The sequence below is a fragment of the Asticcacaulis machinosus genome (genome assembly GCF_028550435.1).
Taxonomy (GTDB): domain Bacteria; phylum Pseudomonadota; class Alphaproteobacteria; order Caulobacterales; family Caulobacteraceae; genus Asticcacaulis; species Asticcacaulis machinosus.
Genome location: NZ_JAQQKV010000002.1, coordinates 114,613 through 139,994 on the forward strand (window position 1 = coordinate 114,613; position 25,382 = coordinate 139,994).

15 protein-coding genes are annotated in these 25,382 nt (G+C 55.7%); 5 read left to right on the top strand and 10 right to left on the bottom strand.

Features of this window, described 5'->3' with window-relative positions:
• Positions 1–12 precede the first annotated feature (12 nt).
• From PQU98_RS09030 to PQU98_RS09040, 3 genes are all read left to right on the top strand, one after another.
• The gene (locus tag PQU98_RS09030) at positions 13–1,164 is read left to right on the top strand and encodes an LLM class flavin-dependent oxidoreductase (protein WP_272744617.1); all 1,152 of its coding nucleotides are present in this window, start codon (positions 13–15) and stop codon (positions 1,162–1,164) included.
• A 12-nt stretch (positions 1,165–1,176) separates the two neighbouring features.
• Positions 1,177–1,881, top strand: coding sequence for a class II aldolase/adducin family protein (locus PQU98_RS09035; protein WP_272744618.1), 705 nt, complete (start codon positions 1,177–1,179; stop codon positions 1,879–1,881).
• A gap of 208 nt (positions 1,882–2,089) precedes the next feature.
• Positions 2,090–3,553, top strand: coding sequence for a glycosyl hydrolase family 28 protein (locus PQU98_RS09040; RefSeq protein ID WP_272744619.1), 1,464 nt, complete (start codon positions 2,090–2,092; stop codon positions 3,551–3,553).
• Positions 3,554–3,595: 42 nt separating this feature from the next.
• On the opposite strand, the gene PQU98_RS09045 is transcribed toward PQU98_RS09040, so the two are convergent.
• The 10 genes from PQU98_RS09045 to PQU98_RS09090 all read right to left on the bottom strand — a co-directional run bounded on the left by PQU98_RS09045 (position 3,596) and on the right by PQU98_RS09090 (position 20,842).
• Positions 3,596–4,258: a putative 2OG-Fe(II) oxygenase gene (locus PQU98_RS09045; RefSeq protein WP_272744620.1), complete on the bottom strand. Its 663-nt coding sequence runs from the start codon at positions 4,256–4,258 to the stop codon at positions 3,596–3,598.
• 12 nt (positions 4,259–4,270) lie between these two features.
• Entirely contained in the window at positions 4,271–6,655 is a 2,385-nt protein-coding gene (locus PQU98_RS09050; protein WP_272744621.1) for a heparinase II/III domain-containing protein, read from the bottom strand.
• A gap of 107 nt (positions 6,656–6,762) precedes the next feature.
• Entirely contained in the window at positions 6,763–9,648 is a 2,886-nt protein-coding gene (locus PQU98_RS09055; protein ID WP_272744622.1) for a TonB-dependent receptor plug domain-containing protein, read from the bottom strand.
• A gap of 309 nt (positions 9,649–9,957) precedes the next feature.
• Entirely contained in the window at positions 9,958–12,903 is a 2,946-nt protein-coding gene (locus PQU98_RS09060; protein WP_272744623.1) for a TonB-dependent receptor, read from the bottom strand.
• A 240-nt stretch (positions 12,904–13,143) separates the two neighbouring features.
• Entirely contained in the window at positions 13,144–13,983 is an 840-nt protein-coding gene (locus tag PQU98_RS09065; protein ID WP_272744624.1) for an alpha/beta hydrolase family protein, read from the bottom strand.
• An 88-nt stretch (positions 13,984–14,071) separates the two neighbouring features.
• Positions 14,072–15,124, bottom strand: coding sequence for a LacI family DNA-binding transcriptional regulator (locus PQU98_RS09070; RefSeq protein WP_272744625.1), 1,053 nt, complete (start codon positions 15,122–15,124; stop codon positions 14,072–14,074).
• Between the two features lie 168 nt (positions 15,125–15,292).
• A complete protein-coding gene (locus PQU98_RS09075) occupies positions 15,293–17,035 on the bottom strand; it encodes a glycoside hydrolase family 43 protein (RefSeq protein WP_272744626.1) in 1,743 nt (580 codons plus the stop codon).
• Entirely contained in the window at positions 17,032–18,990 is a 1,959-nt protein-coding gene (locus PQU98_RS09080; RefSeq protein WP_272744627.1) for a glycoside hydrolase family 97 protein, read from the bottom strand. Before PQU98_RS09080 ends, PQU98_RS09075 begins: the two co-directional genes overlap by 4 nt.
• Complete coding sequence (locus tag PQU98_RS09085; RefSeq protein ID WP_272744628.1) at positions 18,987–20,069, bottom strand: glycoside hydrolase family 43 protein; 1,083 nt, start codon at positions 20,067–20,069, stop codon at positions 18,987–18,989. The genes PQU98_RS09080 and PQU98_RS09085 overlap by 4 nt, the downstream gene beginning before the upstream one ends.
• 2 nt (positions 20,070–20,071) lie before the next feature.
• The gene (locus PQU98_RS09090; protein WP_272744629.1) at positions 20,072–20,842 is read right to left on the bottom strand and encodes a formylglycine-generating enzyme family protein; all 771 of its coding nucleotides are present in this window, start codon (positions 20,840–20,842) and stop codon (positions 20,072–20,074) included.
• Positions 20,843–21,294: 452 nt separating this feature from the next.
• Between PQU98_RS09090 and PQU98_RS09095 the strand changes: the two genes are divergently transcribed.
• Both PQU98_RS09095 and PQU98_RS09100 read left to right on the top strand, forming a co-directional pair.
• Complete coding sequence (locus tag PQU98_RS09095; RefSeq protein ID WP_272744630.1) at positions 21,295–23,682, top strand: hypothetical protein; 2,388 nt, start codon at positions 21,295–21,297, stop codon at positions 23,680–23,682.
• 16 nt (positions 23,683–23,698) lie between these two features.
• Positions 23,699–25,153, top strand: a complete 1,455-nt coding sequence (locus PQU98_RS09100; RefSeq protein ID WP_272744631.1) for a glycosyl hydrolase family 28 protein — start codon at positions 23,699–23,701, stop codon at positions 25,151–25,153.
• Positions 25,154–25,382 lie beyond the last annotated feature (229 nt).

Genomic DNA, 25,382 nt, shown 5'->3' on the forward strand with positions numbered 1-25,382 from the left:
GGATACTCAATCATGTCCATTGATTTTTTCTGGCGTCTGCCGACCCACGGCTGCTCGACCTCGGTGCGCAACCCAAGCCTGACCCGCGGCGACTGGGTGCCGCTGACCGAAGGCAATCAGGCCCCCGGCCTCTATGACGGCAGGCCCGATGGCTCAACCTATATCGACCATGTCGCCCAGATTGCCAAGGCGGCCGAAATTTCCGGCTTTCACGGCGGCCTGATCCCGTCATTCCCGATGACCGACGATCCGTGGGTGATTTCGTCCCATCTGGCGCGGGAAACCAAGACTTTCCGGTTCATGATCGCGTTTCAGCCGGGCTTTATCAATCCGGTCGAAACGGCGCGCCTGACGGCCTCACTGCAACGGGCGACCGCCGGGCGGGCTCTGTTCAACATCATCACCGGCGGCGGCGGCCCGGCCCAGCTATGGTGGGGCGACAGCTTTGCCCACGATGACCGCTATGGCCGCACGACCGAGTTTCTGGATATCCTCAAGGGCGTCTGGAAAGAAGGGCCGTATAGCCAGAACGGCAAATTCTACAGCGTCGAAAATGGCCAGTTGCCCGCAGCGCTGGCCGCCACCGACCTGCCGGAAATCTATTTCTCCGGCTCCTCGGACGCGGCGTTGCAATCAGCGTCAAAGCACGCCGACTATTACCTGTCGTGGCTGGAACCGTTTGAGCAATTGAAGGCCAAGTTCGGTGCTGTAAAGGAAAAAACCGACGCTTTAGGCCGCAAGATCAAGTGCTCCGTACGCGTCGATCTGATCGCCCGCCCCACCGAAGAAGAAGCCTGGGCCGACGCCAAGGCGGGGTTCGAGGCCACCGCCCATAAACGTTCCGACAGCTTTAAACAGGCCTCCGATTCCGTCGGTGCCGCCCGTCAGGCCGCCTTCAAGGCCTCGGACGCCAAACACTATGATGAGCTGATTATCGGGCCGAACCTGTGGACCGGTTTCTCCCTCCTGCGCGGCGGGCCTGCGCTCGGCATAGTTGGTTCGTACGAACAGTGCGCCCAGAAGCTGGACGAGCTGATCGCGCTCGGCACCGACAGCTTCATCCTCGCCGGCACGCCGCACCTCGAAGAAGCTTACCGCGTCGGCGAAGAAGTTCTCCCCCTCGTCCGGGGTCGTCAGGCCTCATTATCCATTGCTGCTGAATAAGGAAACACCCTCATGACCACATTATCCCAAACCGTGCTCGATTTCGTCGCACAGGTTAAAACCGATGCCGCGATTGCCTTTCGGGGCCTGCGCGACACCCACACCATTTCCCCCGCAGGCACCGTCAACTTTGTCGAGCGCGTACCGGGTGAAAAGCTGATCGTCTCGATCGGCTATCCCGGCCCGTTCGCCCCTGATGCCGAACTCAAGCCCGCCGTCTATGACTTTGAGGGCAACCTGCTTTTGGGTGAAGTTAAGAATTCCGGCGGCGGCGGGCGTTACCTGCCGATCTTTAAGAAACATGACGACATCACCACCGTCAGCCACGTCCATTCGGTTTACTTAGGCGCCTGGTCGCAAAGCCACCGCACCCTGCCCATCCGCTATGTGCCGGTGCAGCGCTGGACCCGCATCCGCGAGTTGCCGGTCTATATCGACCGCCGCCAGGGTGAGGCCAACTACATCCTTGAGCGCCTTGAGGAAGACAACAGCCATTTTGCGATCTTAGAGGCCAATGGTGGCTCAACCGTCTGGGGCCGCAAGGGCATTCTGGCATTGGCCAATACCATCGTGAACCTTGAGGAAGGCGCACGACTGCAAGCCATTGCCGAAACTCTGGGCGGCTCGAAACTGTACGGCCCCGGCGTGCTGGAGCAACAATGGAAGATGAGCGGTCTTTGGCGTCCCGAAGACGACGTGGCAGTCGCCGCCGAGTAATCCCACCTGGCCGTCTGGGATAAAACTCAGGCGGCCAGGTCAAATCTTTCTTTTCTGATTCCCAATCCTGGACCTCCAGGCTCTATTTTCCATAGAGCGCTTAAAATCGACCCAGCACCTTCATGTGAAGGCAGATAATGCTTTTCCAACGACCATGAAAATGATATCGATATCAAAAATAAACCAAGAATCGAAACTGGGAGCACACATGAAACCTTTTAAATACTGCCTGACCACCGCTCTATCCTTAATCGCCATAAGCGGGGCGGGTCATGTCACAGCCTCTGAACTTCAGGTCTTTCCGTTCCCCCAACCTGTGCGTTACGCGCTGCATAATGATGACTATACGGTACGGGTTCGTGTCCCCGGAGGGCGCTGGAATGACCTGTTTGAGTATAAGGCCAAGGTGGACCTCGACAATCCGGACAGCGAGGCTTCCATGACCTTCTTCAATTTTGAGGGGCCAGTGGAAGTTTCCGTTCAAAAGAACAAAGGCAGCTTTCGCGACGTCACCATCCGCCCCACCTCAAAAGGGATAAAACCTAAAATCGAAGACGGAACCGTCTATTTCACCCTGACGAAACCGGAAAACCTGTCGATTGAGTTCGACAAAGACACCCTGAATAATCTGCATCTGTTTACCCAGCCGATCCGCAAAAACCTGCCGGTTAAGCGCATAACGCCCGCCTCTCCTTACGACATCGGCAATGTTGCTATTCCGGATACGTCCACGCCCGTCGTCTATTTCAAGCCCGGTGTCTATACGGGCGATATCCGCCTGAAATCGAACACAACCGTCTATATCGATGGCTCTGCCGTCATCAAAAGCCCCGTTTTGATGGAAAACGTAGAAAACGTCACGGTCATCAGTGATGGTCTGTTCGTCGATGCCGGTCAGACGATCATCCGCAATTCGAAAAACATCACAATCGATGGCACCATCCATATCAACCAGAAACACGGCACTCTGGCCTGCTTTAACTCAGTGAATGTCAAAGAAATCGGCATACGCTCGATCGGCGGTGGTCAGTGGTCAGACGGTCTTGGGCACTTTGCTTGTCAGGACGTCGAAATCCGTAATGTATTTCTGCGCACATCCGACGACAATATCACCATCTATAACCATCGCTGGGATACCTGGGGCGACAGCCGCAACATTCAGGTTAGTGAGGCGACTCTGTGGGCCGATGTGGCTCACAATGTCATGATCGGCATTCACGGAAATACGCCTTCTGCGCACCACCCTGATGCCGAAGTGATCGAAAACGTCACCTTCCGCAACATCGATGTGCTTGATCATGATGAGGATGAGCCCGATTATCAGGGCGCCATCGGCCTTATGGTCGGGGATGATAATCTGGTGCGTAACATCACCTTTGAGGACTGGCGCGTTGAACGCATCGAAGACGGTAAACTATTCAGCCTTCAGGTGTTGTATAACCAGAAATATAATACCAGCCCCGGACGCGGCATCGAAGACATCACATTCCGCAATATTCACTTTACCGGCAAAGGTGCCTTCGCGCCCTCATTGATCCGGGGCTATTCCCCAGACCGAAAAGTGCGCGGCATTTCCATAGAAAACGTCACGGTCGGTGGCAGAAAACTGACCGGCGCGCAGCCTGATTTACTTGAAATCGGCGATCACGTTGAGAATGTCTCATTCAAATGACAAAAACCCTGCCGCAGACGCCCGTCTGCGGCAGGGCCGCCATTAGGCCAGCGCCATATTGACGCTCATACTGCGCCGGACGCCCGCACCGCGAAACGGATAAACGCAGTGCAGCATCCATGATGGCCACAGGTAAAACTCCCCGACAACAGGCTTGACCATAAACAGGTTGCGAGTGCCGACGGCGGTGCGGCTGTCGATAAACTGCAAACAACCGACACTGTTCTGGCGGTGTTTATCCGCCTGAAATTCGGCCTCATAACCCTGCGGCACCTTCAGAAACAGGACACAGCTATAGATGCAGCCCTGATGGTAATGCACCGGATTGAAATCCCCTGCATACATGTCATTGACCCAGCCTTCCTTGATCTGGATCTCAAGTGTCTTGTCCTTCAGCTCTTCGGTTTCGCTGTAGTTGCCATAATTAAGAAGGGCATTTTCGCACCGGTAGGTATAGGTGCGCGCAACATCATAAAGAAAGTCCGTCAGTTCCGGCATCTGGCGGATAACGTCTGTCATCCGCACTTCGGTCGTCAGATTACCGGCGAGATGCTGCGACCAGTCGCGCGCCCGACGCTCCCCCTGCGCGCCCAGTATCTGATCAACGCGGACATTCAGTGCGGAAACCACCGCGTCAGGAGCCGTCGCCTTGATAATCAACGGGCTGAAGGGGGCTACAACCTGCATGCTATAGTCTGCGGCCATAATAAGCCCTCCTTAGCAACACTTCAGGCGCACAAAGCGATCCTTGCCGGTCACGGATATATTCTGATCATTGACCCTGATCTGGCCGGACAGGCGTGGCAGCCACAGACCCAGTTCGGCATCGCTCTGGCCCTGAACCCAGAATGCCGGCGCCCGTTTATAATCTGCGATCACAAAGCGCTTGGACAGGCTATCGAGCATAAGTTTATCACCATGCCGCAGATAGCTGCCATCGGCGATAAACAGGCGCTCAATCGTCTCAGGCGCAGGCTGCGCACCATCCTTATAGGTTACCGACAGCATATAGGCGTCGGTCTGCCACCCCATCAAGGTCGTGGTGGCGTTGCGGTGCTTGATACTGCCATCAGCTTTGAGGTTGATGTAAACATCCGTGATCCGCCCGTCCCGACGGATACGGGCACCGATCATATCCGGCCCGCTTAAGCGTTCGATCTGCGGCACAGGCCCGTCGTCCTGAGGGATAATGGCCGTGATGAATTTTTGCCGCTCTACCTTATCCTGAGGCCGAAAGGCATAGTAGGTCGTGCGCGTATCCGGGGCATGGTCTTTATAGCCCGACAACTCCTCAAGGCGCATATTCTCCGGATAATCCGTCGGCAGTCCGGCATCCGGGAACGGCGCGGGAAACAGCGGCCTGACCTGTACCGAAGCCTCACCATTTTTTACGATCAGGTTCTGGCCCTGACGCTTGGTTTCGCCTTCGGTGTGGAGTTGGAAGGCGAACTGTCCAGGCTCTCGGGCTTTAAGATCATCATAGATAAGGATCACCCCGTCGACCCAAAGAAAATGCCTGAAATTGCGCGCGAAGTTGGCCGACGTCGGCCCCGTGGCGTCCGCGAACACATAGCGAAGACCTGCCCCATCCAGCATGTTCGGAATCTGCCCCGATAAATGCGAAGAGATATAGGTATCCTCAGCCGGCTCGGCCTTACCATTAAACGTGGCGACATTGTGCGCCTGCGTCTGCCGGTAGTATCCGTCATATTCCTTGCGCCCATAGGACGAATTACCGGAATCAATCAGCAGGGGCTTGCCCTTATGGAACAGCACAAACGAACCGGCATCGGCATGGCTGTGATTCCACGTATAGCCGGATCTGATAGCCAATAAGGTCGCATCCGCGTCCCATGACGTCCGAAGCGTCGCCCAGCCCATACCGCGATACCAGGCACTGAGCGGCAGGTCAGGCTGCCGCCCCGCACCGTCCTTTTCCGTCGCCAGAGGCATCTGCACAAGATAGCGCGGCCGGTAGCGTATATCGACACCATCGCCTGCCGTTGCCGACTGCGTCATGTACCACAGATCCTGCGGACGCTTTTTACCCGTGAGCCAGTAATTGGCCGCTGTGCGCGAATAGTTCTTGTCGATATTGCCGTCGCCAAAATTGACGTGCAGCAATTTGGTGCGCGTCGGATAGGCGTTGTGGATCAGGAAATCGACGGATTTTTCCAGCACCGGAATATCGGCAGGTGCCTCTTTGAACATCTCCTGCCAGGCCAGACGGAACTCCAGATAGGTGCCGACCGCCAGTTCGGCATAGTTCACGCTCTCAAGGTTTCCGCCATCCGCATCAAAGGTCTCAACCTTGGATTCGATGCGGCTGCCCTTATAGCTCCACCACTCACTCCCGGCCGTTTCCAGCCGGTCAAGATAGGCCGCAGCGCGAGGATCATCGCGGGAAATAGCGACAAGACCTACCCCGGTGCCGAACACAATATGGGCCCACCAGTTATGCCCCATAGTATCGAGCGTATGGATGCGCTGACGGCCATCGATCCAGTCGTTGAACACCGGCGTGACCAGCTTTTGAATATAGCCTGAGGTCAGTTCGCGCCGTTCAGCCGGCGACAGAGACCCGCGGATCGAGTCATAGATCAGACCGAACATCTCTCCGGAAAAACCCATGCCCAGATCCGAATTCCATACCGGATCACGCTTCAGGAGCGGCGCATCGGTAACCAGATTTTGTTGCGCACAAAAGGCCCGCAAAACCTCATGCAGTTTCTGGCTATAGCGTGCCTCTCCGGTCATGCGATAGGCCAGTATCAGCGGCTCCAGCGTATCGGGCAGTCTTCGGCCATCACGGATCAGGTCTTTCAACGGTAAAGCGACCTGCCGGTCCGCCTCGGCCTTGATCTTTTGCCACTGACCGGCAACTTCTGCGTTATTAGCGATGCGCCCCTTAAACGCACCTATCGCGTCATCGGAAAAGCTGAGATGAACCGCGCCCGGTTTGACCGTGAAGGTACGCGCTTTGACTTCCACAGCCGGCGCGGTGTCTGCGGCCTGCAAGCTCACCGGCAGAGCGCCAATAAGCACTGCCGCCACGGAGGTGGATACAATCCATGTGGTCAGCCGGGCGTGCACGCGTCTCATGAATTTTCCTCACACAGTCATTTTGTAGTTTGCCGTCATGATAAACAGCGAAAGGGCGGTCTGGCCATAGACCTGACCGCCCAATATCTATGACGCCGTATGTATGGCTAGAAATCGTACCTGACCGTCAGCCAGACCGAACGTGGGGCATTCCGCTTCAGCAGGAAGCCGGAATCCGGCAATTGAGCCACAACGTCATAAAGCTGGACATTGTTCGTCAGGCCGGTCGTGATCATGGTGTCGTAGGCCGAAACATACTGGGTATCCAGAGCATTGCGGATATCCAGCATGATGCGCGTCTTCTTGATGCCTTCATACTGAACCGAGATATCCAGATTGTCCTGCGTCGGCAGCCAGCGGGTGTCGACCGGATTGGTGTTGATTTTACGCTGATCCATCCAGCGATGACGCAGGTTGATGCGGAAGTCGTCCCATTTGTAGGAAATCGTATTGCTGACCGTCCACTTGGGCGTACGGCTTAGGATACCGGAGTCAATACGCAATATATCATCAGAGGCACCATTTCCGTTCGCACCCGTATTAAGCCAGGTATAGGCTTCGGTCGTTTTGCCGTTAAGGTAGGTAACCGACGCATCCCATGACAGCTTACGCGTCACCTTCCACTTGAACCAGGATTCAACACCACGGGTAAAATAGGTATTGAAGTTTTCAGGCAGCAGATAGGTTGACACATTGTCCGTATCAACGGCGGTCGGATAGTCGTTGATCGCAAAGCTCTGATAGAACAGGGTCACCTGCCCGTTGAACTTACTGTCCCCAAACGTATAGGCCGCTTCATGGGATTTCACATAGCCCGTCGGCCCAAGCGGACGCGCCAGAGTAGCGACTGTCGAATAGCGGTTGATGATCCCCATGGCCGGCTGCTTACCATCCATGTAGCGGTAATAGACCTTGTGCTTAGGATTAAAGTTATAGCCCACGGCCGCACTGACATTGACATTGGTGACGTTCTTATCAGCCTCGATGATCTTTGAGACGTTCCTGATCATATAAACATTGTCATAGACCGTCAGCGGATTGCCATCCAGCCCACCGTTCGCCAGGGAAGCGGCTCCGGCATTGCGGGTATCCCACGTCTCGGAATAGGTTTTGGCACTGATCTGCTGTTGCTTTACGCTGGCGCTTAAGTCCCAGTGCTCATTCGGCGACCATGAAATACCGATATAGGGTGAAATCTCTACAATCTTCGCCTTCTGGAATACCGTCGTAAACAGACCGGAACCGTAAGCCCCCCAGCCGCCGGAATCCGTCAACTGATAGGTGGTGCCGGTATTGGTGACGTAGCGCACATTCAGATTTTCAACCTGACCGTCGGCCCATGCCGAAACCCCAAGCCCGTTAGCCCAGTTGTTATTCGTCTGTTCGGAGCGGGCGACATAGAGGCCCATATTGATGCTGTAGGTATCCTGACGGTACGTCGCCGTCAGATTGCCGATCACGTCATCGGATGAGCGCTCATTGTCTTCGGCGCGCGTCAGAAGAACAAGATCGCGGTTAAGACCCTGCGCCGGATAAACCGTAGACCCGGTACCGGTCGTTGCCGTGACCGTCCCGCCACGAACATCGACTTCGCGGTTGGGCAGATTATTGGCCACCAGACAGAGACTGTTCGTGGTCCAGGCTGCGCCCGCAACCACCGGACACGGATTACCGGTGCGGTAGTTTGTCCCAAGCTGTGAGCCGCCTACATTGTTGGCGACCCGCGCCCGCAACGCACCGGTCGAGTCATAGAACTCATAATAGCCGGGGGTACGATCCAGATTGTTGATATTCAGGCCATAGCGTTCCCGCGTGGCGGCGGCCGAGCCTATCGATGACAGGCTCTGAGGCTTATAGGACTGCCCGTCATAAGTGGAGTTCTGAAGCCGCAACGCACCCGTATAGCTCCACGCGCCGTTGGTTTGATGCTCCCAGCGCAGCCACACCGCATCCTGCTGGTACTGATATCCGGCCGAAGGATCAAGTGAGTGCGTGCCCGGCTTATTATAGTTCGGAACGTTCTGCTTACCGCCATTCATAAACAGGTTCACATCGCGCGGGAAACCGGGAATGGCTTCTGAATCTTCATAGCCATAGGCAGGCTGCTGGAAGGTCGTCAGTTCGGCATTGGTATCATCAAGGTGCTTGAACGTCACATTGATCGTACCGGAGCCATTTTCACTTTCATAGCTTTTGTACAGATTAAACTTTAACTGACCGCCGTGGTTCAGATCCCAGCCCGGATTAACCTGACCATTTGAGCGGCGGTAAAAGCCGCTGGCGCTGTAGCCAAAATCACCCGCCTTATTGAGCCAGCCATAATAACCATCCACCTGCTTCCACGACAGATGCAGATCCTCGCCCTCGAAACCGATCTTGGTCTGTATAGACGCGCCGGGACGAACCTTACCGGTGATGTAGTTAAAGGTTGACCCAACCGAGGTGGTCACTGCCGTGGCCGATGATCCACCCCGGACGGATTCCACCCGGCTGGTATTCAGGTCAGAGCGGAAGAAATAGCCATCCTGAAACCCGCTGAATTTGAACGGCACCGTCGGCAAGCCATCTTCCAGAATGGTCGTCCAGAAATAGCCCGATGTGTTCGAGCCCGTGCCGATCGTCATGCCGCGGGTGAAGACTTCGTTGCGCGCGACCCCGTCGTTGGATTCCACAACCACCCCCGGCATATCGCGGAGCATGTCATCGGCGCTGATTGGTGTGAACTTCGACATATCGTCCTCAGTGAGGACCGAATAGGACACGTTGGCCTTCTTCGCCTTGGTATTGGCCAGAACACCGGTCACGATCACGGTTTCAGTGCCATCATCACCCTCATCCGGTGCCGTCTGTGCCTGAGCCTGAACCGCGGCCTGTGCCGGTTCTTGTGCCAACGCCTGGGTGGACATAAGCCCGACGCCCAAGGCCACCAGCATCGCCGGATACGAAATCTGCGCAGTGGCGCAACGCCCGTTACGGGCCTTATCCTTTTCCATCTGTTTCTCCCGCCGGCTCTGTAACCCGGCCTGTTGTTTTAATTGCCTGACCGCCACCCCTTAGAGGCCACCATAAAAGTTATCGATAACAAAAAATGGCGTAAAAGGATTTCGATGTTTTGATATCGTTATCAGAAAATTTTCCAAACTGTCAAGCCAAACCCGCCCGCACAATCACAACGCCAACCACCGTTTCCAAATTACCACAGCAAGACAGAACTACGCCAATCAATTGAAATCATTAAATAAAAAAGGCTGCGACATATGATGCCGCAGCCCCTGCTCTCAATAAACTAAAACCGCTCGACACTACCCGCCAAACTTATAGCGCACCCCAAGCGAGAAGTTGCGGCCATTGGCAAAGTGTTGACGCTCAATATTAGTTTCATAACCGAAGGGCTCGCCGACATTGCGGTTAAGCGCCTGATCGGTCAGGTTCATAGCATTGAAGCTGACCGCCACCTGATCCGTCAGATTGTAGTTGAGCGACAGATCGAGAATCCCGTACTCACGGATATAACGGCCATCGATCGGATTAACCGACGCACCAAACAGAATGGCATCCGAGCGATAGGTGTAGACCAGTCGCGCCGAGAATTTTTCATCCTCATACATGCCGGTCAGGCTGTAATTATGCTTTGACTGCATCGGCTGAGGCATGATGACAAAGCGCGGTGCAGCGGCGGTACCAAAATTGATCGGCAGGGCCGTATCCACAAAGGTGTAAGACCCGGCAACGCCGAAATGGCTCCAGATACCTGGCAAGGCATCAAAGAAATACTGGCCTGACAGCTCCACACCCTCAACCCAGCCCGGCTCGGCATTCACCGTGCGCGTCACCAGATATTGCGGCGATGCACATCCGGTTGGCGTTACAACGCCGCTGGGTGCCGGAGCGCCCGCAATGGTTTCACAGCCTGCGATGCCGAAGAAAAAGCTGTCAATTTCCTTACGGAATACGGCCACCGAAGCATAGTTGGTGCTGGAGAAGTATTTTTCCAGCGACAGGTCATAGCTGTCGGCCACCTGCGGCTTCAGATCAGGATTGCCTGCACTCCCCGTCCCCAGAGATGAGCTATAGGACAGGGTCGGATTTAGCTGCCCCAGATCCGGACGGGTCAGGCCACGGCCATAACCAAACCGCACAAGCAGATCATTGTCGCCCGTCAGATCATAGGTCACATTCAACGAAGGCAGGGTGTTCTTGTAGGACGACGACGCCTCAATGGCAGACGCCCCCGCACCGGAGCGGAAGAAGCCTTCCGTCTTCACCCAACGCACACCGACATTGCCCTTCAGACGATCACTGAAGAACCCGAACTCACCCATGAGAAAGGCGGCGGTGGTATCTTCTTCGCTGTAGCGGCGGTTCGCAGTTACCTCAGGCAGTGAAGCCTCTGCCGCAATACCCGCATTGGGGAAACGGTTGCGGACATTATCGCCTAGCAAGGCGTCGGAATCGAACACCAAGAAGCCGCCGGAATAGCCTGTCTCACCGCGCATGAAATTGCGCGGGGCATTGACCAGCAAGTCCGCCATCGCCGATCCGTAAATCATATTGGCAGTCGTGCGCACCCCGCCATCCGTCGTCAGGCGTCGGCCGGAGAAGTTATAGGTGCGGTAATCATCCTGCTGATGCGCAAAGCGAACGCCGAACTTGACGGCTGAGAACGGCCCGGCTTCCGGCATATATTTACCAGAGAAAGCCGCCGCCCAGGCACTGTCGTCCCACTTCTGGTTCGTGCCGTTATTGTAGTCGCGGAAAATCCAGTTGGCCGCGTCATCCAGCCGGGGGCCCGAAATATCAAAAGTATGCGGCTCACCGGTTGTGGTGCGCACAATATTCCAGGTCAGGCCGGGCGCGGAATCCATATTCACCGACCGGTTATCCTGAGAACGCGTGGTCTCCAGATACATCAGGTCAGCCCTGAACTCCAACTGAGCCGTCGGTTTCCATTCCACACCGCCGGCCAGAGACGCCGTGTCATATTCGTGATGCTCATCACCACCGACCGTGGTCAGCGTTGAATTGAGGAAGGTCGCCCCCGCCAGACGTTGATCAACAACTACATCATCTGAGCCGCCATTGCTGTTACGGTTGGCCAGTCCTTCGGTGTAGTCGAACGGCGTCGTCGTCAGATTTTGAACTGTGCCGCCATCAACGGCGTTCAGACCGCGATAGTTCTGATGGTACAGATAGTAGTTATAATTATATTCGGCATAGAAACGCAGGCTGTCATTTACCCGGTAATCGCTGGCAAGGCTTAAGCCCTTACGGGTGCGGTAAATGCTTTCCTGGAACAGATTATTGGTCAGCGCAGGCGCCACCATAATATTGTCCCGTTGCGCACTGGTCAGGGGCGCACCTGTGAACGAGGTCAGATTAGCATTCGGGACGTTGGCCGTGTTCGGTACACTGGCCAAAAACCAGGTATCGTTACGTCCGGCATAGGCCTGATTGGCGCCCGCCGCAATCGCACCGGCACTGGTATATTCAGCATCATCGGCACGGATAGCACGCTTGAAATTGGCCCCGCCATTGGCCGGATTATTATCAGAACGCCCGCTGCTTTCGCTGAAGGTACCCGCCGCCATTACACCGATGCGCCCGCCATTGGCCAGATCCCAGCGGTTTGCTACCAGACCGAAGATTTCAGGATCAGCCTTTTTGATCAGGTCATTGTAACGGGCCGTCGCGCCCAGAGAGACCGTAGGCCCTTTGAAGTCGCTCGGGTTACGGGTGCGAATATTCACCAGACCGCCAATACCGCCTTCGATATGCTCCGCCGAAGGGTTCTTATAAACATCGATACCGGCAACCATGCCTGGAATAGCGCTTTCGACATTGAACTCACGCGTCCCGGCGGTGAAAAATACCCGACTATTGAGCTGAGAGGCCGTCTGTCCCGACAGACCGCGGATAGTCACACCGGAACCGGAGCCCGCAGGGGACGCCCCTTCACCGCCATAGCGATAGCCCTGCACACCGGGAATGCGGGTCAGGGTTTCCGAGACGTTGGTGTCCGGCAGCTTACCAATGTCTTCGGCGGTAATGGAATCGACGACCTCAAGCGTATTCTTCTTGATCGAGACCGATGAGCGCGCCGAAGCGCGAATACCGGTGACCACCACCGTGGTTGTGTCGGCATCTTCCGCAGGGGCGGCGTCTTGTGCATTAGCCGCAGTCGCCACGCCCAAGGCCAACAGCAACGCGGCCCCCGACACGCACGCGCGCATCCGTGTGTATCTTTTCATTTTGTTTCCTCCGGCGCTTAACGTGCATGTCGTCATTATATTGGCCCCTGCATATCTCTATGCCGCACCGGACAACTTTGCCGTCAACCTTTTTTGATATCGTTATCAGAAAGCGGCATCAATTTGATATCGATACCACAAATAAGTCTTACGCTTGTATGACAAATGCGTCAATATATATTCAGCTCATAGCGGCTAACCTGACGCCTTTATGCCACATATTTTGACACAACCGTCGAATTACAGCGCTGTCATAACCCGGCCGATCCAACGCGCTGCCAAAAACGGCCATTGATCATGCGTTCCGGCGAGGTCACGTAACGCGAATCCGTGGGGTGCCTGCGGAAAAATATGGGCCTCGACATCACCCCCATTCCGGTGCATGGCCCTGACAAAATTCAGTGCATGATCGACTGGCACCGGCTGATCATGAAGCGCATAGACCAGAAAGACCGGCACCTTGGGCAGGCCATGCGGTTCTTCGGCAATCCCAATGGGCCAGGCGTCATAAAAGTCCTGCTTCTCAACCGGCGGATAATCAGGCTTTCCCGCCGGCGCCTTATATTGACGGTGATTGGCATTGACCGGCGCATAGCCGATCATAAGGCCTGCCGCACCAACCGTATGCTCCTGACAGGCCATGACACCGGCCAGATGGCCACCGGACGACAGGCCAAAATGCAGGAGGGGCAAATCATCGCGGGCCTGCAGAAAATCCAGACACAAAAGACCGTCGGTCAGAGCGATGTCAAACGGCCAGACCTCACCAGTCTCACCCCGCGCCGCGCCGGGCAGCCGATGCACCACCACATAGGCATCAATACCCAGCCCCGACAGCCATACGGCGATTTCAATGCCTTCTTTGTCATGAACCAGATCAAGGTAACCACCGCCCGGATACACCAGCGCTCGCGCGCGTGGCTTTGAAGTCGCCCTGTAGAGATGCAGTTCCAGACGATTGACAGCGTAGTACCGGCGATCAGGCCATACCCCCTCAAGGACATTAGGCGCACCATCCGAAAGGACAAACACTTCATCCGGCAGGATGGGAGTCTCAGCGTTTAAAAGTGCTTGCGGCATAACGGCTCCTCTAACTTCAGCCCATAAACGACAAAATGATATCGATATCAAAAATGCAAGATATTAAAGCCCTGACTGGCCGCCCGGATTATTCCGGCGCAGGCCCCGTCGAGTCGCGATCCATCAGGGTGAATTTCATCAGTTGATGGGCAGGCCGTGATGGTTCACCCGATTTCAGCTCTTTGATGCGCTCGAAAATTGTACTGACCGAACTGCGCCCCATAGCCACAATCGGCTGATGCACCGTAGTCAGTTGCGGCCAGATAGTTGATGCCACCGGCGTGTCGTCAAATCCGCACACACTCAGTTGCTCGGGGATTGAGATCTTTAGCCCGTGCGCGACCGCCATGACCCCGGCGGCCATATCGTCATTTGAGGCAAATATAGCTGTGGGAGGGTCTTTGCGATCCAAAAGCTCGCGCCCGGTCTCAAGCCCTGATTTGTAGGTAAACTGCCCCTGCACGACCAGCGCCTCATCCAGAGCAATGCCAGCCTCCGACAGCCCTTTTAGAAAGCCCTCATAACGGACTTCGGTCGGCGTGTGGGTCGGATTACCCTTGATGAATCCAATGCGCTTATGCCCCAGCTTGATCAGATGGCGGGTAAGGGCCAGAGCCCCCTGAAAGTCATCAATACGCACTGCTGAAACTTCAGGCAAAGGCCGCGCCGTGGCCAGCGCCAGAACCGGAATCCCCACGCGGGTCAGCATCTGCACGGTCGGCGCGGAATCACACAGAGGCGGCGGCAAAATCACCCCGTCCACGCCCGCTTCGACCAGGCGATTGACGGCATTTTTCTGCGATTGCAACCCACCGCATTTTTCCAGCAACAACTGCGCGCCCAGACGCGCCGCCTGATCCAGTCCGCCCAGCATGATTTCATTCAGATATGACGCTGACGGGTGAGAATAAAGAACACCGATCCGCACCCCCCCCATGCCGGCGCGGGTCGAGCGCGCCGCCATGTTCATGGTATATTTCAGGGCCTTGATTGAGGCCATGACCTTTTCACGCAAAGGCTCACGCACATTAACGTTCTTATTGATAACACGCGATACGGTCATAGAAGAGACACCGGCGTGTCTGGCTACGTCGTGGATCGTTACCGTGCCGCCCTGATCGTTCATACGCTGACGTTTCATTTCAAATCCCTGGCGATTCAGCTAACGCAAAAGTAGACCAGCTATTTACTAAAGCAAATTTCGATCATATTGCATCGTAAATTTGCTCTAATTTTTTAGTGGTCGCTCTCATCTATCCATCAAGTGATTCCACTTGATGGGAAAAACGCTCTGGCTGCGCAATAAGGCTCAAGGCGTCACGCTGAAACTATCAAATTGCGCATATCCTACGCGAGTCGCAACAAACGCCGATGTACCTGAGGCGCTCTGCGCAAACAAGCCGATCTGAGTCCCGACCCAACGCCCCGGCTGCGTCATCATGCCGGGCCCAACCGGCGTAAAGACGACCCCATCCAGACTGTAGCTGAACGACACCTTCGCGTGGGTTGAACGCAGCATGGACGGCCAGTAATGGGGAAACTGCGGCACGGGGTCAGCCACGGTTACCGGCTCAAAGCGCGCACGCACCCATACCGGCCCGTCAACACGCACCGGTGCCGTTAAAGAGGTCTCGCTCCCGCCGGCATTGGCCCGCAAACGTGTGACCTGCACCAGCTTTACACCATCGGCAGTGCTTTCCAGTCCAATCCAGCCATAATCATAGCCAAGCACCAAAAGTCCCGCGCGCTCCCCTGCCAGATTGGGCGTCAGGCTCAGTTTCATCGTCGCGCTGAAACTCATGCCCGGCAGTTTCTGAGTCAGCAGATTGCCCGCCTCCCATAGATTGACCGATGACGACACGGATTTCAGACGCAGCGCGCCTTTGACAGATGGATCGACCCAGTCTTCGGACGGATTGGCGCTCCATTGCCAGCCCAAATGATAGCCGTCAGCAAAATCGTCATCCACAGGCAGTCGGGCAATCGGTTGCGACGGTAAATTCGGCTTTTTGTGACGCCACACCGGCTGGCCGTAGACCTGCCCTTTTTGACGCTCGCCAATAAGGGGCCAGCCATCTTTTTGCCACTGCATCGGTTGCAGCATGACGCGTCGGCCATAGGAATCCGTGTCCTGAAAATGCAGGAACCAGTCTTCACCAGAGGCTGTATCAACCCACGCGCCCTGATGGGGGCCGTTCATGGTGGTATTGCCCTGATCGATAACACTTCGCCCCTCATAGGGGCCATAGATCGATTTCGAGCGAAATACCCCCTGCCAGCCGCCCTTAACAGAACCCGACGGCGCAAAGATATAATACCACTCACCGCGTTTATAGAGCTTGGGCCCTTCGGTCGTGAACCACGGCATCAACCCTTGCGAGGTTTTGACCTTGGGCAGTTTATCGCCTTCGATGATACGCACACCCTCATCGACCGTTTTTGTGCCGTCGGCATTGAGCTTTTTAAGCGTAATGATGTTCTTTATGCCCGCCCGTGATCCGGCAAAACCTATCACCAGATAGCCCTGCCCGTCCGTATCCCAGAACGGAGCTGGATCAATGGCGCCTTTGGTACTGTCGACCAGTACCGGCGCACTCCACGGCCCCTTTGGGTCTTCGGCGGTCACCAGAAATATCCCGAAATCCGGATCGGGATAATAGATCATGAACTTGCCATTATGGTGGCGAATGGCAGGCGCCCAGACACCGCCCCCACGACGGGGCACCGAATGGTGTGCGTCCGGCACATTGCGCGTCAATGCGTGCCCGATCAGAGTCCAGTTGACCAGATCTTTGGAATGCAGAACGGGCAGGCCTGGCACATTGGTGAAACTGGACGCCGTCAGATAATAGTCATCCCCAACCCGCACCACGTCAGGATCGGAATAATCGCCCTGAAGCACCGGATTGATATAGGTGCCATCGCCCTGATCCGACACCCAGATACCGGCCGGCATTTGTGTATCCGGCACGACCCGCGGCGGCTCGGCAGCCTGAGCCATGACAGGTAAAACCAGCCCCGCCAACCATAACACTACTGTTGCCTTCATCATATTGTCCCTGTTCCTGTGCGCACGAACCGGATCGCCTGACCGCCTGCGGCATTAAGCTGCAACTTAAGCCGCGTTGTGGCCTCAACCTCCGCCGTTTCAATTTTTACCGCCGTCTTATAGGCCGGACGGCTCAGGGCACCATCCATATACCGCGTCGCCGTCCATCGTCCATCACCAAGGAAGGACAGATCCAGCTCCAGACGCCGCTCCATCTCATTGGTAATGACCCCCAGATACCAGTCCTCACCCTTGCGACGGGCAATGACGACATATTCGCCGATCTCTCCGGCAAGGGCACGCGTTTCATCCCAGGTTGTCGGACAGTCATCGAACCACTTCAACTCCGGCCAGGACTTTGCCGCATACTTCTCCGGCTTGTCGTACCAGTAGAGCAGGGTCAGTGGGCTGTAGCAGGTGACCGCCAGCGCCAGTTGGTGGGCATTAGTCGTCTGATTGCGTTCCTGAGCATAGCAGATGGTGTAGTCGATCGGCCCGGCAATCGGACGGGTATAGGCCAGATTAACGTGATGGCGAGCAGCCGGAAACTGCTCATTGCCCTTAACGCCTTCCAGCGTCAGGTAGTTCGGTAAGGTGCGCTCCAACCCCGCAGGCCGCAGATTATCATGCAGATTGACCACCATCCTGTGCTCGCCGAACGCCTTGACGACCTTATGGATGAAATCAACATCGGATTGGCGACCTTCCCACATGAAGCCCAGTTTAACACCGGCCACGCCCCATTTCCGATAAAGCTTACACATGGCATCCAGCGCCCGCGTCACCGCTACGCGGTCGATATAGAGCATGACGCCAATCTTTTTCGTTTTGGCATAATCTATGACCCGTTGAAGATCCAGGGCCTTGATCGGATAGGTCGGCTCAGACGCATCCGTGCCATCGCCATACCAATGGGCATCGAACAGAACATATTCGATTTTATGCTGATCGGCGAAATCGACCGCCTTTAATGAGGCCTCGGTCGAATAGGGCTTCATGATGCGAAACGCCCGGCCCGGCCTGACCCAGGATACGTCTTTCAACTGGCTAGGTGTGGCCAGTGTCGGTACGATATGGTGCTGCTCAATCAGGCCTTTGGCGCTGTCGGACACCAGCAGCACCCGCCACGGGGTCTTCTGGCCCACCTCAATATCGAATTCAGCCTCTTCCGGCGTTTCATCCTCACCACCCCAGCCGGTCGCCCGTCCCGGATAGCGCATAAGATAGGTCACCAACCCGCCCTTATCGTGGGGCTTTACCATGCAGCGCGGATAGTGCAGGCGATCCGATTCCGCCACATAGGCAAAGGCGCCATTGCCGACATCCACCGTCAAGGGCAGATCAGCATAGGCCCCGCGATCTGATGAGATCGTCAGATCAGGGTGCTCCAGCGGTGTCAGACGGCTCTGGGTAGAGACATGGATATCCCCCTCATCACGGCTGGAATAAAGGCGTGCGCGGTCCGGAAAGCGGAACTGGGTGCGCTCCCCCATCAGCCTAAGGCGCTTTCCTTTTGGCAGGCTGACCAGTTGATAGCGCAGGGCCGCCGCGCCGTTAAAGACCCGGATGATGATATTGAACCGGATAGAGGATTTGGGATCGGTAAGCTCAAGCGTCACTTCCTGAGAGGTCGTGTCATAGGTGCTGGATTGCCCAAACACCGGCGCCCAGGTTCCGGAATGCGATTTTGGGGTCATGCCTATAAACTGCGCCCCCTCCCCCAACAACCGACCTTCAGCCAGCCATAGGCCCAGATCCGACGGCAGCAGAATATCGCGGCCATCAAATCGAGCGCTCCAGTTCGGCACGGCTCCCGACGCATCGATGACCACCTGCAATCGCTTATCCGGCGACTCCACAATCGTTTGCTCATAGGTTTGCGACTTGGCGGCAGTTGTACTCAATGAAGCCACACCGGCGGCGGTCAGGCTCATAATCTGGCGTCGGTTCGGGGTCATTGAGGCGTCTCCAATGTTTTTAAATTCCAGGTGTCATACCAACGGATCACCGGCTTATCGTTTTCCCATTCAATCGGCAGCCACAGGTAACGGCCATCGATGGCATCCTTCGGCCGCCAGATGTCGCCCATAAAGATATGGCCATCACCATAGGGCAGCACGAAGGTCGATTGCCCGCCAAAGGTCACAGCCTGCTGCTCAGGCGTTCCGCGCACCGGATTGCCTAGCGCCGTCCACGGGCCGAAAATATGATCGGCCACATAGGACTTTGCCGGGTTCGGTGCCCATCCGGTCAGGCCGGACGTGATCAGATAATACCGGCCCTTGCGCTTGAAAATGGCCGGCGCTTCGTCATCGCCCATCGGCAACATTCGCGCATAGTCACCCGCCGGACGCAGATAATCATCCGTCAGCCGGGAGATATGAAGCGTATGGTTTTCTTCTGAGGCATAGAGGTGATAGGCGGCACCATCATCATCGACAAACAGCGTCATATCGCGCGCCATCTGCCCGGTCTCAAAGTCACGCGCCACAACGGTACGGGCAGGGTCTTTATCTCTGTCTGGCAAATTTACAGGCCATACACCGGCATTCGGACGGAATGATCCAGTATATCGGTAAGGCCCCGTCACGGTGTCGGCCACCGCCACCGCTGAGCGAGCGGCCTTATAGCCCAGTCCCTTCAGTTCCAGATGGAACCACATCACGAACTTTCGGGTTTTGGCGTTATAGATCACCTTGGGCCGCTCAATGACCGATCCGCGCACAATGTCGCTCATCGGATCATCAACCACCTTAAGCGCTACACCTTCGTCCTTCCAGTCAGTGAGATTACGGGAACTATAGACATGCACACCAACATGGGCGCGATTGCCAGCATCACCGGCGATCTTGTGCTCACCGAACCAATAATAGACGCCGTCATGCTGTAAAATGCCGCCGCCATGCGCGTTGATATGCACGCCTTTATCGTCCGGCCAAAGCGCCCCCGGCGCAATCGCATCAGACCGGATCGGCGTTTGCGCCACCGCAACCGGCGCCATCAGCAGACACAGGACAGAAAGACATAAGGATTTCATATTCAAGGCTCCCGTGCGATACGCAAGCCCACACCGGGACCGCCAAACTGAGCGCGGAACCGGTAAGCACTTCTTAGCTGTTCCGGCCGCGTATCAAAGGCGCCGCCACGCAATACACGCATGTGGCAATCGGGCTCCGTCACCGCACTGCCATCGGTCGGTGCCTGATAATAGCCGGATTCCCGATAACAGTCGGCCACCCACTCCCAGACATTACCGTGCATGTCATAGAGGCCAAAGCCGTTGGGCCTATATTGCCCGACTTGCCCAACGCGCCCCAGACCGGATGCGGCATAGTTGGCCTCAGCCGGTGAGATCCTATTGCCCGTATGATAGAGCGTATCGGTACCGGCACGCGCCGCATATTCCCACTCGGCTTCGGTCAGAAAGCGGTACTTCAGACCGGTCGTTTCAGACAACCAGACCACATAAGCTTGCGCCTCTTTCCAGCGCAGATCCCAGACCGGATAATCCGGCCCGGCCGACTGACGCAGAGATTTACACACTCCGGCCACCACACAGGCGCTCCACTGGGCCTCCGTGACCTCATATTTTGAGACATAAAACCCCTTGAGAACCACCCGGTGACGCGGCGCCTCATCGCCCTCACGACCAGGCTCTGCGGCTTTGGAGCCCATGTCAAAGGCGCCGCCCGGCACCAGCACCATTTGCGGCAGATGGCCTGAAGCCTCTGAGCGTGGCGCCGCCCAGCCCGCACCCGCCATCGCGACGCCCAGCAGGCCCGCACTCAGGGTTATCGTTCGGATACCCATCTCAGCATTTCCTCTGTTTTATTTTTTATCGGCCCAGACTACACATTATGATATCGATATCAAATAAAAAAAAGCGGCTGAACCACATATGGGTCACAGCCGCTGAAAGGTCCCAGGGAAGGATGCTTCAGGAGGGAGGCCTGAAGGCTCCGGCGAAAAGAGGGACATTCCGCCGGGATGCGCAGACATAAACATATTGGCCGCGCGCACGTAAGACTTAAGGACAACGCCTCACACGCTCACCCTATACCAAACTGTTATCGATATCAATGATTATTTTCAGGCCAAGCCTAGAACCTAAGCCGCATAAGGGATACGCCTCATCAAAAGCCTTCACCACCACCAAAGCTACCGACATACAGACTTGACAGTTGCAAAAATTCAGCCCCTTTATGATATCGATATCAGAAAATCATCCATGCCCATCCGGGTTAAATGGAGAGGAAACACAGATGCACACTTCAAAAACACCTGCGCACAGGAAAGGTTCCGTGCTGGCTGCAGCATTGCTGTTGGGAGCCTCTCCCCTGCCCGTTCTGGCGGCGGGCCATACCGATACGTTGATTTTCGGCGACACAAACTCAGAGGCCGAACATAAACTGACCGCCGAAAACAGCGACATCATTACGGGCGGCCTCGGGCAGTCCGCGCGGCGCCTGCTGCCGTTAAAAGCCGGCGCCACAAATACTGATGAATGGCGCGGCGGCACAGCCGCGTTTCAGCTTAAGGTTAAGGGGGATGAGCAAAATTACCTGACGGTTCGCCTGTGGGGCTCAGACATCTCAACCAACCGTACGACTCTTTATTGCGATGGCAAGCAGGTCGGCTACCGCCAGCTCAGCGATATCGATATTCTGGATCAGGGCACCCACGGCCAGATAAAGCCGGGGCAATTTCACTACGTCACCCATCCCCTGCCGACAGCTTTGACCCAGGGCAAGTCCCTGATAAATTGCCAAATGCGCGCTACCGGCCCGATCTGGCGTTACGGCGGTGAGCTTGCCAAATTTCAAAAACCGATGACGGAACCATCCCGCGGTTTTTATGCGCTTATCGTCCATTCCGATAAGATGATCGAGTTTACGGGCAATGACGGAGCCCCTGTGAATTTTCCGGTTAATCCGGACAAGGGTGGTGACGTCTTGAACCGGGTCAAGGCCCGCGTAAATGATCAGGTCGTTAAGTCCTTGTCGCTTAAGGGTCGCGCCCCGCATCAGATGGAAATCTCCTTTCTGGCCCGGACTTTTGAGACAAAATGGACGGCCGGTTACCATAATCGCGATAGCCTGACAGCCATTATCAAAGGCGCCGACGCCTATTATGAGCAGTTTAAAACCAATCCCGATATTGCCATAAATGATGTCAACACGCCCAATCCGGGATGGTTTGGCCTCGGCCTTCTGGGGGAGGCGTTAAAAATCACCGCCCCCTTTATTCAAGAGGATCTGGACGGGCTTCTCATGGGGCCGGACGGCAAAAACATCAGCCGGCGTCAGGCCTATGAGGCCATGTTCGTCTATAGCCGCGAGTGGAACAAGAAGAACCGCAGGCTGTACACCAACCAGTCGATGATCAAGGATCTTTATGGCATCTGGAATAATAACGAAGGCCTGATTGCCATAGGCAGTCCAAAGGCCGAGCCACGCGCGAGACTGCTGCCGTTTTTCTATGAATCTGTGGGCCTTATTCCCTGGACCGGCAGCCTGAATGACAAGGGTGAGCCCACCTATGCGGCTTCGGAATCAGACGCAAAATTCTCCGTTCCGAAAAACTACTTTGAAACGACCACCACAGGGCTGACCAAGGAACTGGGCTATGTCGGCGGATATGGCGAAGTCCTTGATTGGGTTGCGGCCCTTTATGAGGCCACCCGCCCCGCCAAAGGCCAACCGGGCGATGTCAAAATCCGCGATCAACTGGTGAAAATCGCGCAGGCCCGCGGATATTTCCGCGTCCCGCAGGCCGACGCGAAGGGCTATAAATCCATGCGTCTGGAGACTGGCATCGGCTGGCGCGACATGTATTATCCCGGTGACGTCATGTACGGACAAAAACCGTCCTGGGAATCCTCCCCGCTTCAGGTCGCCGTGGCGACACAAGACCCCAGACTGATATCCTACGCCCAGCAGCAGATCGCTGAAAACCAGTTTTTCTCCAGCGTCGAACACATGATGACGGCCAAGACGCTGCGTGCCACGATCGGGTTGATCGACGTAATAGACGAATTTGAAACCCTTTCCAAACTACCACCACAACCCTATAAGTTGCCCATGTCAGAGGGTGAGCCCGACTTCGTCTTTAGCGACGAAGAAAATGGCGTCGTCGCCGTCAAACACGGCAAGGATATCTTTTATGCGTCCCTGTACTGGCGTGCCAACTATGGCATCAGCGGTGTCGGTCGTGTTCACTACATTACCCCGCAAACCGATCGGCTGGCGACCGTAGCTCTGGACCGGCAGGCATATGCACCCAGCGGCCTATACTATACCCGCCCCAATAACCCTCATATCAATGGCACACGATTTACGGTCAAATATCCTGATGACGCCGATGTCTGGACGGCCGGTGAAAAAGACCCTGTCGCCAAACTGCCGGAGGGTTCGAAATATGTGCCGGGCGAAGACAACCCCTATGCCGGACGGGCAGATTATTATCAGTTGACCTACGGCCCCTATCTTGTGGCCATTAACGGATCGACGCAAAAAAGCTTTGAGCTTAAATTACCGACGCGCACGGCGCCCGTTAAAGACCTCGTATCCGGCGCTCTTGTGGCCACAGACAAAGCCACGCTCACTGTACCGCCCAGTACAACCACCGTCATCTATCTTGGCAAAAACTGAGGCGCGGAGATAAAAGATGAAACTGAATATTGCCTCCCTCACCTGCCTTAGCCTTATAGCGCTGGCCCCATATACATATGCCGACAGTTTAAGGGCCTATCCCGCACCGCCCGTGCCTATGGTCTATGCCGCGCACAACGACACCTACACCGTGCGCGTCAGGACACCCGGCGGCGAATGGCAGGACCTGTACGAATATAATATCCGCGTGGACTGGGACGAGCCTCAGGACGCATCGATGGTCTATTTTGATTTCACAGGTACGGTCGAAGTTGAGGTGCAGAAAAACAACGGCAATTTTCAAACCGTTGACGTGTTGCCCCGCACGCCTGCAACCAAACTGACCCGAAAGGGCAAGATCATCAGCTTTACTCTGGATCGGCCTCAGCGGTTCTCACTGCAATTCGATGATGACCGTCTGCACAACCTGCATATTCTGGCCGGCGCACCACCACCGCCCCGACCGGAGGGCGAAAATGTCCGTTATTACGGCCCCGGCATTCACGCCCCGGATGATGGCGGCAAGATTTTCAGGCCGCGCTCCGGTGAGACAATCTATCTGGACGGCGGCGCCATACTGAGCGGCAATTTCGATCTCAGAGGCGTTCAGGATGTCCGCATCATGGGGCGCGGCCTGATTTACAACTCCGGACGCGCCATTGAAATCGACGGCTCAAAAAACATCACGATTGAAGATCTGATTGTCGTCAATGACGATAAGGAGGCCGCTGCGCGCATCTCCAATATCCGCCATTCCGTCAATGTAAAAGTCAACGGACTGACCGGCTTTACCTCAGGCAAATGGTCCGATGGCTTCGGCATTTCCACATCCCAGCACATTGCCGTCGACCGGGCTTATCTGAGAACCTCAGACGACGCCGTCGTGGTGTATGCTGTCAATGACTGCCCCATATGTGCGACGAAAACCGATACGGCGCCTTCGTCAGAGTCGTTTGACACCTATGATATCAAAGTAACGAATTCGACCTTCTGGAATGATGTCGCCCACGCCATGTATGTCGGCCATTTCGGCGACAATTCAAATCCGCGCACCATACGCAATGTCACCTTTGACAATATCGACGTTCTCAACCTCGACGAAGATGACGAGCCCTGGGAAGGGGCTATGGCCATTTTTTCCGGAGATTCCACCCTTATCCGTGACATCTCGTTCTCCAATATCCGCGTAGAGCGCATCGAAGAGGGCAAGTTAATCCATATTGTTGCCGGCAACAGCTCCCGTTACAACAAAGCGCCGGGCCGGGGCGTGGAAAATGTTACCCTGCGCAACATCACCTTCACCGGAGAGGGGATGCCCAGCGCTTCCGTTATTTCCGGCCTGTCGCCTGATACGGCCGTCAAGAACATCCGCATCGAAAACCTGGCTATCGGCGGGCGCAAAATCCGCACACCGGCAGATGGCGATATTAAGGTCGGATCATATGTTGAGGGCTTTGAAATCGCTAAGTAACCTCACTTAACAATACTGGGGGCAGACAGTGCCCTCAGTCTGTTTAAGAAAGGTTAGAGCCGCCGCATCGCACAGCGCATCCCGCACCATAGGCTTGCCGTCCTGTGCTCCGGACATAGCGTCAAAATTTCAGAACCCAACACATCTGACAGATATTTTGCCTGTACAGGCTCATTTAATTTTGATATCGATATCAGCAAAGCAACGTATGATCGATAGTTTTTGATCT

Coding starts and splice junctions, on each gene's coding strand:
- PQU98_RS09070 (WP_272744625.1), bottom strand. CDS start 15,124: ATGAAACGTCAGCGTATGAACGATCAGGGCGGCACGGTAACGATCCAC.
- PQU98_RS09095 (WP_272744630.1), top strand. CDS start 21,295: ATGCACACTTCAAAAACACCTGCGCACAGGAAAGGTTCCGTGCTGGCT.
- PQU98_RS09050 (WP_272744621.1), bottom strand. CDS start 6,655: ATGAGACGCGTGCACGCCCGGCTGACCACATGGATTGTATCCACCTCC.
- PQU98_RS09030 (WP_272744617.1), top strand. CDS start 13: ATGTCCATTGATTTTTTCTGGCGTCTGCCGACCCACGGCTGCTCGACC.
- PQU98_RS09045 (WP_272744620.1), bottom strand. CDS start 4,258: ATGGCCGCAGACTATAGCATGCAGGTTGTAGCCCCCTTCAGCCCGTTG.
- PQU98_RS09065 (WP_272744624.1), bottom strand. CDS start 13,983: ATGCCGCAAGCACTTTTAAACGCTGAGACTCCCATCCTGCCGGATGAA.
- PQU98_RS09040 (WP_272744619.1), top strand. CDS start 2,090: ATGAAACCTTTTAAATACTGCCTGACCACCGCTCTATCCTTAATCGCC.
- PQU98_RS09100 (WP_272744631.1), top strand. CDS start 23,699: ATGAAACTGAATATTGCCTCCCTCACCTGCCTTAGCCTTATAGCGCTG.
- PQU98_RS09060 (WP_272744623.1), bottom strand. CDS start 12,903: ATGAAAAGATACACACGGATGCGCGCGTGCGTGTCGGGGGCCGCGTTG.
- PQU98_RS09090 (WP_272744629.1), bottom strand. CDS start 20,842: ATGGGTATCCGAACGATAACCCTGAGTGCGGGCCTGCTGGGCGTCGCG.
- PQU98_RS09035 (WP_272744618.1), top strand. CDS start 1,177: ATGACCACATTATCCCAAACCGTGCTCGATTTCGTCGCACAGGTTAAA.
- PQU98_RS09055 (WP_272744622.1), bottom strand. CDS start 9,648: ATGGAAAAGGATAAGGCCCGTAACGGGCGTTGCGCCACTGCGCAGATT.
- PQU98_RS09085 (WP_272744628.1), bottom strand. CDS start 20,069: ATGAAATCCTTATGTCTTTCTGTCCTGTGTCTGCTGATGGCGCCGGTT.
- PQU98_RS09080 (WP_272744627.1), bottom strand. CDS start 18,990: ATGACCCCGAACCGACGCCAGATTATGAGCCTGACCGCCGCCGGTGTG.
- PQU98_RS09075 (WP_272744626.1), bottom strand. CDS start 17,035: ATGATGAAGGCAACAGTAGTGTTATGGTTGGCGGGGCTGGTTTTACCT.